At 67.7% G+C, this 13,351-nt stretch carries 11 protein-coding genes; 4 read left to right on the plus strand and 7 right to left on the minus strand.

Going from position 1 to position 13,351, the window contains the following annotated elements; translation table 11 throughout:
* Positions 1-107 precede the first annotated feature (107 nt).
* Genes JOF46_RS16860 through JOF46_RS16875 form a run of 4 tightly spaced genes read left to right on the plus strand, consistent with a single transcriptional unit; the run spans position 108 to position 4,356 of the window.
* Positions 108-752 (plus strand): GntR family transcriptional regulator, encoded by a 645-nt coding sequence (locus tag JOF46_RS16860; RefSeq protein WP_209909098.1) that lies wholly within the window; start codon positions 108-110, stop codon positions 750-752.
* Positions 753-2,270: an MmgE/PrpD family protein gene (locus tag JOF46_RS16865; protein ID WP_209909101.1), complete on the plus strand. Its 1,518-nt coding sequence runs from the start codon at positions 753-755 to the stop codon at positions 2,268-2,270. It abuts the gene before it with no gap.
* Positions 2,271-3,200, plus strand: coding sequence for a methylisocitrate lyase (gene prpB, locus JOF46_RS16870; RefSeq protein WP_209909104.1), 930 nt, complete (start codon positions 2,271-2,273; stop codon positions 3,198-3,200).
* Positions 3,201-3,216: 16 nt separating this feature from the next.
* Positions 3,217-4,356: a bifunctional 2-methylcitrate synthase/citrate synthase gene (locus JOF46_RS16875; protein WP_209909107.1), complete on the plus strand. Its 1,140-nt coding sequence runs from the start codon at positions 3,217-3,219 to the stop codon at positions 4,354-4,356.
* Positions 4,357-4,444: 88 nt separating this feature from the next.
* Here JOF46_RS16875 and JOF46_RS16880 read toward each other — a convergent pair whose 3' ends face one another.
* The 7 genes from JOF46_RS16880 to JOF46_RS16910 all read right to left on the minus strand — a co-directional run bounded on the left by JOF46_RS16880 (position 4,445) and on the right by JOF46_RS16910 (position 13,259).
* On the minus strand, positions 4,445-5,470 hold the full coding sequence (locus JOF46_RS16880; protein ID WP_209909110.1) for a M12 family metallopeptidase: 1,026 nt from the start codon (positions 5,468-5,470) through the stop codon (positions 4,445-4,447).
* A 115-nt stretch (positions 5,471-5,585) separates the two neighbouring features.
* Entirely contained in the window at positions 5,586-6,470 is an 885-nt protein-coding gene (locus JOF46_RS16885) for a hypothetical protein (RefSeq protein WP_209909113.1), read from the minus strand.
* A 190-nt stretch (positions 6,471-6,660) separates the two neighbouring features.
* Positions 6,661-7,470 (minus strand): AfsR/SARP family transcriptional regulator, encoded by an 810-nt coding sequence (locus tag JOF46_RS16890; protein WP_209909116.1) that lies wholly within the window; start codon positions 7,468-7,470, stop codon positions 6,661-6,663.
* An 80-nt stretch (positions 7,471-7,550) separates the two neighbouring features.
* Positions 7,551-9,173, minus strand: a complete 1,623-nt coding sequence (locus JOF46_RS16895) for a gluzincin family metallopeptidase (protein WP_209909118.1) — start codon at positions 9,171-9,173, stop codon at positions 7,551-7,553.
* A gap of 2 nt (positions 9,174-9,175) precedes the next feature.
* Positions 9,176-11,251, minus strand: a complete 2,076-nt coding sequence (locus tag JOF46_RS22335) for a caspase family protein (protein ID WP_245348170.1) — start codon at positions 11,249-11,251, stop codon at positions 9,176-9,178.
* Between the two features lie 138 nt (positions 11,252-11,389).
* Positions 11,390-12,754, minus strand: a complete 1,365-nt coding sequence (locus tag JOF46_RS16905; RefSeq protein WP_209909121.1) for a hypothetical protein — start codon at positions 12,752-12,754, stop codon at positions 11,390-11,392.
* On the minus strand, positions 12,741-13,259 hold the full coding sequence (locus tag JOF46_RS16910; RefSeq protein ID WP_209909124.1) for an RNA polymerase sigma factor: 519 nt from the start codon (positions 13,257-13,259) through the stop codon (positions 12,741-12,743). Before JOF46_RS16910 ends, JOF46_RS16905 begins: the two co-directional genes overlap by 14 nt.
* Positions 13,260-13,351 lie beyond the last annotated feature (92 nt).

Raw genomic sequence — 13,351 nt, forward strand, 5'->3', positions numbered from 1 at the left:
ACCAGCACCACGGAATTTCAAGGGCCATGTATACAGTTGGCGAAAATTTAGCCGCATTATTCCGATCTCGACGTGACATTTGGCAATTTCTGTATACAGTTGATGTCATGAGAGCAAGCGACAAGGCCTACGAGGAGCTGCGGACGGACATCGTCGAATGGCGGTTGCGTCCCGGTGCCGTCCTGGGCGAGGTCGAGCAGGCCGAACGCCTGGGCGTCTCACGCACCCCGTTGCGCGAGGCCCTTGCGCGGCTGGTGGCCGACGGGCTGGCCGTGCAGCAGCGCGGACGCGGCGCAGTGGTCTCGGACGTCTCGCTCGAACACATCGATGACCTCTTTGCCTTGCGCCGCGCCTTGGAGATCGAATCCGCCCGCATTGCCGCCCGCCGCGCGGACCCGGCGGTCTTCACCGACCTGCGCACCCGCTTCCTGGACGCGGGGAAGGGAGCCGATCCGGAATCCCGGGAATCCTTCTACCACCTGGCCGCCGAGCTCGATCACCGCATCGACGCCGCGGTGGCCAACCCCTACATCCAGCAGTCGTTGCGCTCCCTGCGCGTGCACCTGGCCCGGGTCCGCCGCCTGGCCCAGGACGACCCGGCGCGCCTGGCCGTCTCGGCGCTCGAGCACGCAGCGATCGCCGAGGGCATTGCCGCCCGAAACCCCGACATCGCCGCCGCGGCGACCCAGTTGCACCTGCACCACAGCCTTGAACACATCAAAGCCCATTCCGGCACCCGAGAGGACACCTAAATGATCAACCACCCAGTACGCGTGTACCGCAGTGAAGAAAACCTGGCCCACGAGGACCAGCTAGCGCACAAGATCGCCGTTGTCGCCGCCGACCCCGTCGAGGTCCCCGCGGACGTCACCGAGATGATCATCAACCGCGTCATCGACAACGCCTCGGTGGCCATTGCCTCGCTGAACCGCGGCCCGATCGTTGCGGCCCGCGCCCAGGCACTGACCCACGCCCCGTCCACCGGCGGCAAGGGCGCCTCGGTATTCGGGATTTCCGAGAAGGTCTCCCCCGAATGGGCGGCCTGGGCCAACGGCGTGGCGGTGCGCGAGCTCGACTACCACGACACCTTCCTGTCCGCCGACTACTCCCACCCGGGTGACAATATTCCCCCGATCCTGGCCGTCGCCCAGCACACCGGAGCCAGCGGCAAGGACCTGATCCGCGGCCTGGCCACCGGATACGAAATCCAGGTCGACCTGGTCAAGTCCATCTGCCTGCACGAGCACAAGATCGACCACGTCGCGCACCTGGGCCCCTCGGCCGCCGCCGGCATCGGCACCCTGCTGGGCCTGGATGTCGAGACCATCTTCCAGGCCGTCGGCCAGGGCCTGCACACCACCACCGCCACCCGCCAGTCGCGCAAGGGCGAGATCTCCACCTGGAAGGCCCACGCCCCGGCCTTCGCCGGCAAGATGGCCGTTGAGGCAGCGGACCGCGCAATGCGCGGCCAGACCTCCCCGGTGCCGATCTACGAGGGCGAGGACGGCGTCATCGCCTGGATGCTCGACGGACCGGACGCCGCCTACACGGTCCCGCTGCCCGAGGCCGGCGAGGCCAAGCGCGCCATCCTTGACACCTACACCAAGGAGCACTCGGCCGAGTACCAGGCGCAGGCCTGGATCGATTTGGCCCGCAAGCTCAACCGCGAACACCCCGAGGCCACCGACCCGAAGAACGTCGCCTCGATCCTGATCCAGACCTCCCACCACACCCACTACGTGATCGGCTCGGGCGCCAACGACCCGCAGAAGTACGACCCGACCGCCTCGCGCGAGACCCTGGACCACTCGATCCCGTACATCTTCGCCGTGGCCCTGCAGGACGGCTCCTGGCACCATGTGGATTCCTACGCCCCGGAGCGTGCCGGCCGGCCCGACACCGTGGAACTGTGGAACAAGATCACCACCGAGGAAGACGCCGAGTGGACCCGCCGCTACCACTCGCTGGACATCAGCGAAAAGGCCTTCGGCGGCACCGTGGTCATCACCCTGGCCGACGGCACAGTGATCACCGATGCGATCGCGGTGGCCGACGCGCACCCGCTGGGGGCCCGCCCGTTCGCCCGCGAGCAGTACATCAACAAGTTCCGCACGCTGGCCGCCGGCCTGGTCGAGGAGACCGAGATCAACCGCTTCATCACCGCCGCGCAGGACCTTGAAAACCTCGGGGCCGGGGACCTGGACCAGCTGAACATCGTCGCCGCACCCGGTGTCATCGACCTCGCCGCCGCACCCAAGGGCCTGTTCTAAATGCTGTACTCAACCACCACCCCGGAGCAGAAGCGCAGGGACCTGCGCGAGATGCTCGTTCCCGGGGCCGCACGCCAGTTCCCCGGCGCCTTCAACCCGCTCTCGGCAAGGCTGATCGCCGAGAAGGGCTTTGACGGGGTCTACGTCTCCGGCGCCGTGTTGGCCAACGACCTGGGCCTGCCCGACATCGGGCTGACCACGCTCACCGAGGTCGCCACCCGTGCCGGGCAGATCGCCCGGATGACCGACCTGCCAACCCTGGTGGATGCCGACACCGGCTTCGGCGAGCCGATGAACGTGGCCCGCACCATCCAGGAACTCGAGCACGCGGGCCTGGCCGGCTGCCACATCGAGGACCAGTTCAACCCCAAGCGCTGCGGCCACCTGGACGGCAAGAACGTCGTCGACCTGGACACCATGGTCAAGCGCATCGCCGCCGCGGCCGACGCTCGCCGGGATGCGAACTTCCTGATCATGGCGCGCACCGACGTGCGCGCGGTGGAGGGGCTGGATGCCGCCATCGACCGGGCCAAGGCGCTGGTGGATGCCGGGGCCGATTCGATCTTCCCGGAGGCCATGAAGGACCTTTCGGAGTTCGAGGCGGTCTGCAAGGCCGTGGATGTGCCGGTGCTGGCGAACATGACGGAGTTCGGGAAATCCGAGCTCTTCACCCGGCAGCAGCTGGCCGATGTCGGGGTGGCATTGGTCATCTACCCGGTGACATTGCTGCGCAGTGCCATGGGCGAGGCGGAGCGCGTCCTGGACGCGATTGCTGCCCACGGAACGCAGGAGTCTCGGGTAGATTCAATGTTGACGCGTGCTCGTCTGTACGAGCTGGTTGACTATGAGGCGTACAACCGCTTCGACACCGGGATCTTCAACTTCCAGGTCCCGGATCTGGATATCCACTCAAACAACGCGGATCTGTAGGAAACAGGAGCGAGTGATGACTGAAACAACAGAGATCAAGAAGGGCCTGGCCGGGGTGGTCGTCGACTACACCGCCATTTCCAAGGTCAACCCGGACACCAATTCGCTGCTCTACCGCGGCTACCCGGTCCAGGACCTGGCCGCCAGCAAGAGCTTCGAAGAGGTGGCGCTGCTCCTGTGGACCGGCGAGCTGCCGACGCAGATCGAGCTGACCGACTTCATCGCCGCCGAGCGTGCCGGGCGCGCCCTGGCCTCCAACGTGAAGGCGGCGATCGACCTGCTGCCGCTGGATTGCCACCCGATGGACGTGGGCCGCACCGCGGTCTCGGTCCTGGGCGCCAACCACGCGCTGGCGGAAGACTCCTCCCCCGAGGCGGAGTTCATCAAGGCCAAGGAGCTCTTTGCCGCGTTCCCCGCGGTGGTCGCCTACGACCAGCGCCGCCGCCGCGGCCTGAGCGTCGTGGAACCGCGGGAAGACCTGGACTACTCGCAGAACTTCCTCTGGATGACCTTCGGCGAGGAGGCCGCCCCCGAGGTGGTCGACGCGTTCCGGGTCTCGATGGTGCTCTACGCGGAGCACTCCTTCAACGCCTCCACGTTCACCGCCCGCGTGGTCACCTCCACGCTCTCGGACCTGCATTCGGCCGTCACCGCCGCCATCGGTGCACTGAAGGGCCCCCTGCACGGAGGCGCCAACGAGGCGGTCATGCACACCTTCCAGGAGATCGGGATCGACAAGAACGAATCCCGCGAGGACGCCGCGGCGCGTGCCAAGGCCTGGATGGAGCAGGCCCTGGCTGCGAAGAAGAAGGTCATGGGCTTCGGGCACCGCGTCTACAAGCACGGCGACTCCCGGGTCCCGACCATGAAGGCCGCCTTGGACAAGATGGTCGCGTACTACGACCGCGGCGAACTGCTGGGGCTGTATGACGGGCTGGAGACGGCCATGGACGAGGCCAAGGCCATCAAGCCGAACCTCGACTACCCGGCGGGCCCGACCTACCACCTGATGGGCTTCGACACCGACATGTTCACGCCCATCTTCATTGCCTCGCGCATCGTGGGCTGGACCGCGCACATTGCCGAACAGCGCGCCTCAAACGCGTTGATCCGCCCGCTCTCGGCCTACAACGGCCCGGAACAGCGCGCCCTGTAGGCGCACGCCGGAGCACCGCAACGGGGGTGCCGGGACCACGTGGTCCCGGCACCCCCGTTTTTGCGTGTTGCGCCGGTGACAGGCAATCTCACCAGTACATGATCGCGCTCGTGCCGGTTCCGCCGGCCCAGTACAGGCGCAGGCGCACCACGTAGCGTCGCCCGGCCAGCAGCCGCAGGTGCAACCTGGCGTTCAGGCCGGTCCCGCCGTCGTCGTCCCCGCCCAGGTAGCGCAGCGTCCCGGCGTCGTCCTCGAAGAGCACCATCACCACGTCCGAGGTGCCGAAGGTGGAGATCGTGTAGGGGCGTGATTCGTCCGGTTCCAGGGCGAAATCGGCTTGCTCCCCCGGCCCCAGGGTGAACGGGCGGGAGGTGAACGGCTCGAGCACCTTCGGCCCCGGTGCCTGCCCGGGATAGAACTTCTTGGCCCACTCGATGTCCTGTGCCGACAGGCCGCCGGCGGGCATGAGCCCGGCGGCATACTGTGCCGGTTCGATGATCAACCCTGCGGGGAACCAGTACTCCATCACCGAATCCGGGTCCCAGGCCGAGCCGTCGACCTCGGTGGTGGAGAACTTGTGCAAGACGTTGGAATCGGTCTGTGCCCGGGACCAGTTGTTCGGGGACCCGGTGAAATAGGCGTAGACCTTCTCCACGTCCCACTGGATGCCGGAGAACGGGTTCTGGTGCTCATGCGGCAGCCCCAGGGTGTGCCCGATCTCGTGCAGCGCGGTGGTGTGCCCGTAGTCGTCGGTCAGGTCCCAGCCGAAGTTCATGGTGGCCTGGGTGTTGGGGATGCCCAGCACGTCCCTGCCCACGTAGGACCAGGAACCGTCGGCCGCATCGAAGGAGATGCGCACCTCCGCGGCCGCACGGTTGGTCGTCTCGGTGAACTTCAGGCCCAGCGGCAGCCCCTTCCATTCGGTGAAGGCGTCGCGCACGGCCTGGCGCTGGGGCTCGGGACCCTGGATGAGGAAGTAGTGCAGCTCGGTGCCGTTGACCCAGACGTTGGCCAGGACCCGCAGCAGGCGGTCGCGTTCGAACGGCATTCCGGGGGGCAGCGGGCGGGGCGCCGGGTTCCGCGGGACGCAGAGGCGTTGGTTCTCGTACTTCATGGTGGTTCCTTTCGAACCGGTGGTGCTGAGGTGGTGTGCAACAAGGATGGCGGGGAACGGCGGCCGGTGCGGCGCCGGGCTGTGGGCCCTGCGCCGCACCGGCCGCCGACGGGCGTCAGCTGACGTAGACCAGCGGAACTCCCAGGTAGTTGGCGTTGCCGGTGGAGAAGTCCAGCTGGGCGGTTGAACCGCCGCCGCGCGCGTACACGTAGAGCCTCGCGCTCACCAACAGGTAGGCCTGGTCGGCGCCCAAGAGGTCGGCATAGTACATCGTGCGCCAGCCGTCGAAACGGTCGTTGACGTTGATGTTGTCGTTGCCGACCGAAAGCACGTTGGCACTGCCCGCGGGCTTGTAGTTGTACTGGTATCCCCTCGCCGTCAGCGAGATATTGACCTTGGCTTCCTTCGAGTCGAACCATCCGTCGTCGGCGCGCACGATGTAGAAGCCGTTGAACGGCACGTACACCTGATGCGAATAGTTGCGGTTCTCCGGAGCCCTGAAGGTGAACCACCAGTCCATGTACACCGAGAACGATGCCGCGCCGGTGCCGAAGATGCCCGAACCACCGCCGTTGGCGTAGCACGAGGCGTTGATGTTTCCCGGGTTGTAGCCCTGCCAGTACACCGATCCGTCCGAGCCGTGCAGGGTCCCGTAGTACGGGCTGAGCCAGCCCACGGCCGCGGCGGCCGGGCCATTGCCCAGAACCAGCTGAAGCGCGGTGGACTCGGCCGGGTCGGCCTCCGCCAGCCGGGCGGCCACCGCTTCGGAGTCCTTCGCTGCGGCGGCTGTTGCCTTGGGTTCCGCTTCCTCGGCCCTGGCCAGGTAGGCAGCCAGTTCCTTGGGCAACGACTTCTTCAGGTCGGCCAGCCTGCCCTGCCCGCGGGCCTCGATGTCCGCCAGCTCCTCGGCCTGCGCCTTTTGGAGGGCAACGACCTGCTCGCGCCGGGCGGCCAGCAGCCGCTCGAAGACGACGTCGGTGCCCGCTTGGATGTTATCCATGGTTCTCTCCCATTTTTGTACCCCGCCGCGCCCGACTCCCACGGTGTCGGAACCGCCCTCTTGCCCCTGGCGGTCCCCACCCGCCGGCCGCGGTGGTGCTCCAATGTAGGAGGGAGGGCGTTATCGGTTGGTTATCGCCGCATTACCTCGCCATGATTTTCCACTGCCCGCGTGTCGGCCCCGGTTTGGCTCAGATGTTGAATGGTTCCGGAGCGCCGCGAAACCCGGCCAGGGAGACATTCGTGGCACCCCGCACGCGGGCCTCGAGCCGGTCCAGCGCCGGGGAACCCGACATGCCAAGTTCATGGCGGGCCGTACGGCGGAATGCGGCAATGGCCCCCATCGCCGAGATGGACTGGCCCAGGGCGAGCTGGGCGGTGACCATGATTTCCAGCGCCGCCTCGTCCAGCATGTCAAGGCGCAGCACGCGGGCCGCCGCTTCCACGGCGCCGCGGCAATCGTCATGCCGCAGGCAGCGGGCGGCCACCTGGTGCCAGTACGCCGTGCGGGCCTGCAACAACCCCATCTGCTCTTCGAGGACCCAGTCCTCGTACCAGCCCATCAGCAGTGGCTCGTTGCGTGGGCGGGATGTCCGCCCCTCCCCGTCGAAGCCTTCGAGCGCTGCCCGCTCCCGGTGCAGGTCCACCCGTGCCGTCGGGGAGATGCCCACCGAATGCCTGTCCACGGTGAGCATCCCGGGCAGGGAGTGGGTGACATGGTGGATGCTCACGCGCAGGTTGTCCTGCGCCGAGCGGTCGCAGGATTCGGGCCACAGCAATCCTGCCACCCGGTCGCGCTTGCTCGGTCCGTGGATCGCCAGCACGGCCAGCAGCCGTTGCTCGCGCAGGCACACATGGAGCCTGATGCCGTTGCCCCACAGCTCCCACAGCGGCATCAGGTGCAACGAATACCCGGTTTGTGGCATCTTTGACGTATCGCCCATGGCGGACAGCTCCCCCTTGGTCCCTGCACCCTGGACCATTTCTTTCTTCGCTCCCATTCGAATCGTCCGCCAACAGCGGGTGCAGGTCAATAGCGATGCGGCGAGATTCTCCAATGGTTCGACATGGGGTCCGCGCCTCATCGTCCGTGCTGTTGCGTTTCCGCCATCGGGTGGAACAACGAGGCGCCGATCCGCTGTGCGGCAATGCGGGCGTCGGCCGCACCGTCGAGCAGTTCCTGCTGCCGTTGGACGTCGAGCACGGGCTTCAGCGCGGAAAAGGCCAGCCGCCCGCCTTCGTCGAACCGCAGAAGCCCCCCGCCACGCAACACCACTGCCGAGCGGCTGCGCAATCCCCGTTTCCTGGCCGCGGCGGCATCCAGCCGCAGTTCCTGCACGAAGGACACCTCGATCTCGGACACCGCGAATCCGTCGGGGCTGATGCGCTGGCTGGGCCGCACCCGGTCCAGCACGATCCGTCCCGCCGGATCCAATTTGGCCGCATCCATGAGCCGCGGGTTGTCCCAGATAAAACGGAGCACCTCGTCGGAATCCGAGACCAGTGCCGAGAGCCGCACCGGGTAGTTCAACTCCCTCAGGTCGAAGAGTCCATCCAGGGCGCCATCGGCTCCGGCGACGATTCCGACCTCGGCAAAGCACGCGCGCAGGGTGCCGCGGTAGTTGTGCTCATCGCCCGGAACAACGACGGCGTCGGCGGCCAGGATCCCGCGCAGCAGGTCCTCCCAGAGAACATCCACCGGCGCCATGTATGCCAACCCGCGAAGGAGCATGTTCAGCACCCGCTCCCCGATCCGGGAACCGGCCGCGGCAACCTGGTAGACACTGGCCCGGCGGCCCGGCCTCCCCAGTTCCGCCCGCCACAGCCGCAGCACGGTTCCCAGCACCGCATGCACGGCACCGGCGGCCCGGCGATGCGGCTCCATGTCCGAGCGCCAGTCCGGCGGTGGGCTGCCCGACATCGGGCTGCGTCCCGCCCCGCCGCGGCTGAACAGGTTGTCGGCAAAGCGGAAAAGCCCCGAGGCCAGCAGTGTCGAATCGATCGATTCCAGGGTTGCCCCGGAGGCCTTCAGCTGACCGGCAATGATTCCTTCGACCACCGGTACCGCCGTGAAGACCCCCAGCATCGCCAGCAGGTCGGCCAACGCCTCATGCAGCGCAAGCTGGTCGGCACCGGCCAGGGCATCGGCCCAACGCGGACGGTAGCCGTCGATGACGGCATGGGCAACCTCGTGGGCGACCAGGTCCCGATAGAGCACCAATGGCAGCCTCTCCGCATGCCGGGAATCCTCGATCAACCCGAACCTGATGGAGCAGTCGCTACGGGTGTAGCCGGAGTTGCGGTAGTCGATGGGGTCGTTGGCGTAGAGCCGGAGCCTGCCCGCCGAGGCCCATCCCATGCGCCGGCCCAGCGCGCGTTCAACCGATTCCAGGGTGTCGGCGGCGACCCCGTATGCCTGCTGGGCCAGGAAACGCCGGTCGCGCGGCAGGTCCTCCGGGTTCGGGATCCCAAGATCACGGGCACCCCAGTCGCCGTCGCCCAGCACCTGGTTCTCCCGGCGCCCGCTCGAATCGAGCACCACCACCTCGAGGCGGGCACCCAGCGGGCCGGAGACCAGCCGCTCGCTGGGAACCCGCATGACTTGGGTCATCAACCGCCCGTCGGACGTGAACGAGTGTGGTCCCTGGGCCAGCACCTCCAGCGGACTCAGGTCCCCGGCACGGTGCGGGGGAAGGACTGCCACCTTTACCCCGCGGCACCCGCGAAGGCGCTGCCCCACGGGGTGGACTTGGCCGCGGCCGGGCCCTCGAGCTGGGCGCGCTGGTCGAAGCGGCCCTTGGCCAGCGACTTGGTGACGGCGGCCAAGATCGACCGGCGGCTGCGGGTGGGATCGGTGCGCAACTCCTCAAGCAGGTAATACGTGAACGCACCGTTGTAGCGCCCGTCGAACACCGCATCCGCGGAGGTCTGGTCGGACCGGCAGCCGGCCAGCAGCACCGGGCGGGCGCCCCGTCCGGAGCGGGACACCAGGTCGCGGAAGGCGCGCGGGTCCGCGGTGGCCGTCAGGTCAAGGCCGATCGGCGTGGGCGGGGGCAGGAAGCGCGGCCGTCGCCCGGGCAACAGATCCAGCGCCTTCAGTCCGTCGCCGCTGTGGCAGGTGTCCAGCACGACCTCCACCAGCATGCCGCTCCCGGCCCGCGAAATGAGGGCGTGCAGCTCGTCGTCGGAGATCAGCGTGGCCGGGTCCCACTGGTCCCCGGCCTGGTTCAGGTCGTAGGTGGCAAAGGCCTCGTCGGCCTGGTCGGATTCGTCGCCGGAGGAATCCGGGATCTGGGTCCCGTGGCTGGAGAAGGTGAAGACCAGGTGCTTGAGCCCGTCGGACGCGGCCCGGTCCATGGCCTCGCCGAGGCGTCCCATGACCGCTTCCTTGGTCGCCGCGGCGTCGGTGAGCACCTCGATCTGGTCATCGGCGAAGCCGAACCCCTCTCCCAGCACGGCGGCGAAGTCGTTGGCGTCGTTCACGCAGCCGTTGAGCCAGGACCCGCGCGGCAGGTTCAGGAAGTCGTTGATGCCCACGCACAAGGCGTATTTGTCCCCGGCGCCGACCCGCAGGGGCGTGCTGGCCACGTGCTGCACCGCCGGCGCGGGTGCGGGAGCAGGTTGGGGTTCGGCGGCCGGCTCCGGCTCCGGCTCCGTGGATGGGCGCACCGATCTATAGGAAATGACGTCTTCGCGGCCCAGCACCCGGCACAGCACGCTGGTCATGGTGTCCGGGTCCTCGTCGAAGGACCGGTGGGAGGTTGCGGAGCTGCGGGCGGATTTCGGGCCATCGGCGGTTGTCGACCAGATCGCTTCCGCCCGCGCCGAGGCGAAAAGGTCTGTCAGCTGGGAGTCCGCGGCCACGGATTCGGCCAGGCCGAGGATCGGGGTGTCGGGTTGGACCTCCAGGGAGGCGCGGATCAGGCACAGCAGCGAGCGCTGGTAGACCCCGATGACGTTGTCCGCTTCCTCCAGGTCCCGCTTCATGGAGAACATCGCCAGGTGCTCCACACCATTGGCGCTGCCCAGCAACGGGGCAAGCCGCGCCTTGAAGTCAGCGACGGTGATGGCGGGAGCCAGGAGGTTCAGGGTATCGAAACCTGCCTCCGGTTCAAGGTCGGAGTAGGCCGAGAGGAAATGTGACAGGAAGATCGATCCGGCCGAATGCCCGGCCGCGTGCAACCGGAGGGCCTGCGGGTTGCCGCCGATGTAGTCGGCGAGCGCGCGGGCCACATACAGGGCCCCGCCGTCCTGGGACACCGCCTGGGCGGCACTGAGCTTCATCTGGCCCCAGATCTTGGGTCCCAGCGGGCGGGCGAGCAGTTCGAAGGCCTTGTTCCACGCGTCCTGGAGGAATCCGCGCTCGGTCGGGACCCCGCGGAGCACATCGCGCACCGGGGCGCCGAGCAGCGAACCGATGGCATCGAAGAGCCCGGTTTCCCAGATGAAGAAGATCGGATAGACCCCGTTGGCCTTCCACCAGGGGATTTGCCGAGCGGCACCGGTGATGCCGGCGGTCTCGTTCACCAGTCCCCCGTGGGCCCAGAACAGCAGCGGGACATCCCGTCCGCCGTTGGCCGCCACGAACTCGGGCAGGTGCTTGGAGAAGATCGCCTGGATGTCTTCGGGGCTGGTGCGCAATTGCCCGCCGCTGGAGAAGCGGCCGTCCGAGAGGTTGACCAGATGCGGCTTGAGCGCCGACATGTCGATTCCCGCCGGGAGGTCCCGGGTGGGGTCGCCCATGTCAAACGGGTCGTGGCTGGGGGAAATCAGCAGTACCATGTTCTGCTCCTGTGTCGAGCCGCGCGGCGGTTGCGGCAACAGGAGTATGGTCCCGGGGGCATTACCGGCGCGTTACCGGTCGGTGTGCCGCAGGCCGGCGGCCACCGGGATTGCACCGATTGGCCGCCGGCCGGCTGCTCAGCGCAGTTGAAGCGATGCCGCGACTGCCCTGGCCCGCTGGTATTCGGTCGAGTCCAGGTAGGCGTTGCGTTCGGCCGCGTCCTTGAATCCGAGGTACCCGGTCCAGGCATCGGACTGGAGCATCTTGCCGCCCAGGTGGAAGGCGGTGGGCAGGTCGCAGAGCTTGCCTTCGGCCGGGCTGCCGGCCGGGACCAATCCCACCGAGGAACGGTTGATCCCGAAGTAGTCCTTCTCGGTGAGCAGGCCCAGGGACAGCGTGCCCTCCCGGACCACCAGGGAGGTGGGTGCCAATCCGTGCAGCGTGTAGGTTGCCGCAGGGTCGTTGCAGGTCTCGTCCGCGCCATCCCCGGCACGGTCGTCGGGGAACAGGGCCAGGTTGAAGACCGCCTTGCCGTGCGAGTCGAAGAACATCAGCTGGTAGGTGGCTGCATCCTTCGGGTCCGTGGCGGCAGGCTCAAGCGACTTGCCGCCGGTGCCGTACATGGATTCGTGCATGGTCCATGCCGGGTGGGTGACCTCCAGCACCGAGTTGGAATAGGTCACGGGTTCGGCACCGGAGTCGGATTCCATCCATGAGGGCACGTTGGGGCCGAAGAGGGTCTTGGCGACCTGCTCGTCGATGCCCAGATCCTTGATGGCCAGGTCCATGCGCTGCTCGGGGGTTTGGTCCGGTTCGTAGGTGTAGCCACGCAGCAGCGGCCATGACAGGTATTCGGGGTGCACTTCGACTCCGTCGGCGCCGATCTCCGACGGGGAACTGATCCACTGCTTGGCTTCCGGGTTCCATTTGGCCACCAGCATGCCTCCGGAGGTGTCGTCGATGTTCTGTTCGACGCGGAACCGGTCCGTCGGGGTGAAGGCGGCGAAGCCTTCCTGGCAGCCGATGAGCGAGAAGGCCTTGGCGTCGAAGCCGGGGTCGGAGAGCTTTCCCTTGGCGTCTTCAACCATGATCCCGGGCAAGGACAGCGCGCTGCAGGCCGCGTCGTCGGCGAAGTGGGCGCCGTCCCAGGCCGGGAAGAGCCCGTTGGGCCAGGCGGCGGGTGCCGGCGTCCCCGTGGGGTCCGCGGCGCCGGATTCCGAGGGTTCGGGAATCGTGGTGGATTGCGTGGGCGGGGTCGCCGGCAGCGGATCGGGTGCCGGGGCAGTCCAGGGCGCCCACACCACGACCGCCGCCACGGCCGTGGCCGTGGCCATCGCGCCCACGGCCACCGGCCACCAGTTCCTCCGTTCCCTCGGGGGCTCGGCAACCGGGCGTTGGATGAACACCGGGGCGGGGTCCGAGAGGTCCAGGGGAAGCGGCGCACCGGAGTCCTGCGCCGCGCGGGGATCGGCGTCGCGAAGAAGCCTTTCAATGTTGTCCATGATCGGTTCCACCCTTCAACATCTGGTTCGGGGTCTTGCGGGAGAAGGCCTTGCGGGCCCTGAAGAGCCGGGATTTCGCCGAGTCGGCCGAGCAGCCCAGGATGGCGGCGATTTCGGCCAGGGACAGCGAATCCCAGTAGGCGAGCATGAGGATCTCGCGTTCCGCCTCGCGCAGGGTCGCCAGCACCTCACGGACCTCGTGGCTGGTTCCATCCGGCTCGGCGGGCCGGCGCGAGAGCTCGGCGCTGCCGAGCTTTTCCACCAGGCTGCGCCGGCGCTGTTGGGCGCGCAGCTCGTTGGCCACCAGGTTCCGTGCGGTGACCAGCAGCCACGCCAACGCATCGTCGCCGGGTTCCTTCTGCTGCTGCCAGGCGATCCGGAACACGTCGTTGGTGATTGATTGGGCCAACGGCACATCCCGCAGCCGCCGGAAAACGTAGCCATAGACGCGTCCGGAGTGCTGGCGGTGCAGCTCTTCCACATGCGAGGCGGTCTTCGCTCCCATGGGTTTCCCCCTCCTGCACCTTGCGGCGCACCCGTCCTTCATGCGGGTACGTCCTGTTGCATAGGTAATGTCCGGGACCTTGGTTTAGGTGA

The sequence above is a fragment of the Paeniglutamicibacter psychrophenolicus genome (assembly GCF_017876575.1).
Classification (GTDB): Bacteria; Actinomycetota; Actinomycetes; order Actinomycetales; family Micrococcaceae; genus Paeniglutamicibacter; species Paeniglutamicibacter psychrophenolicus.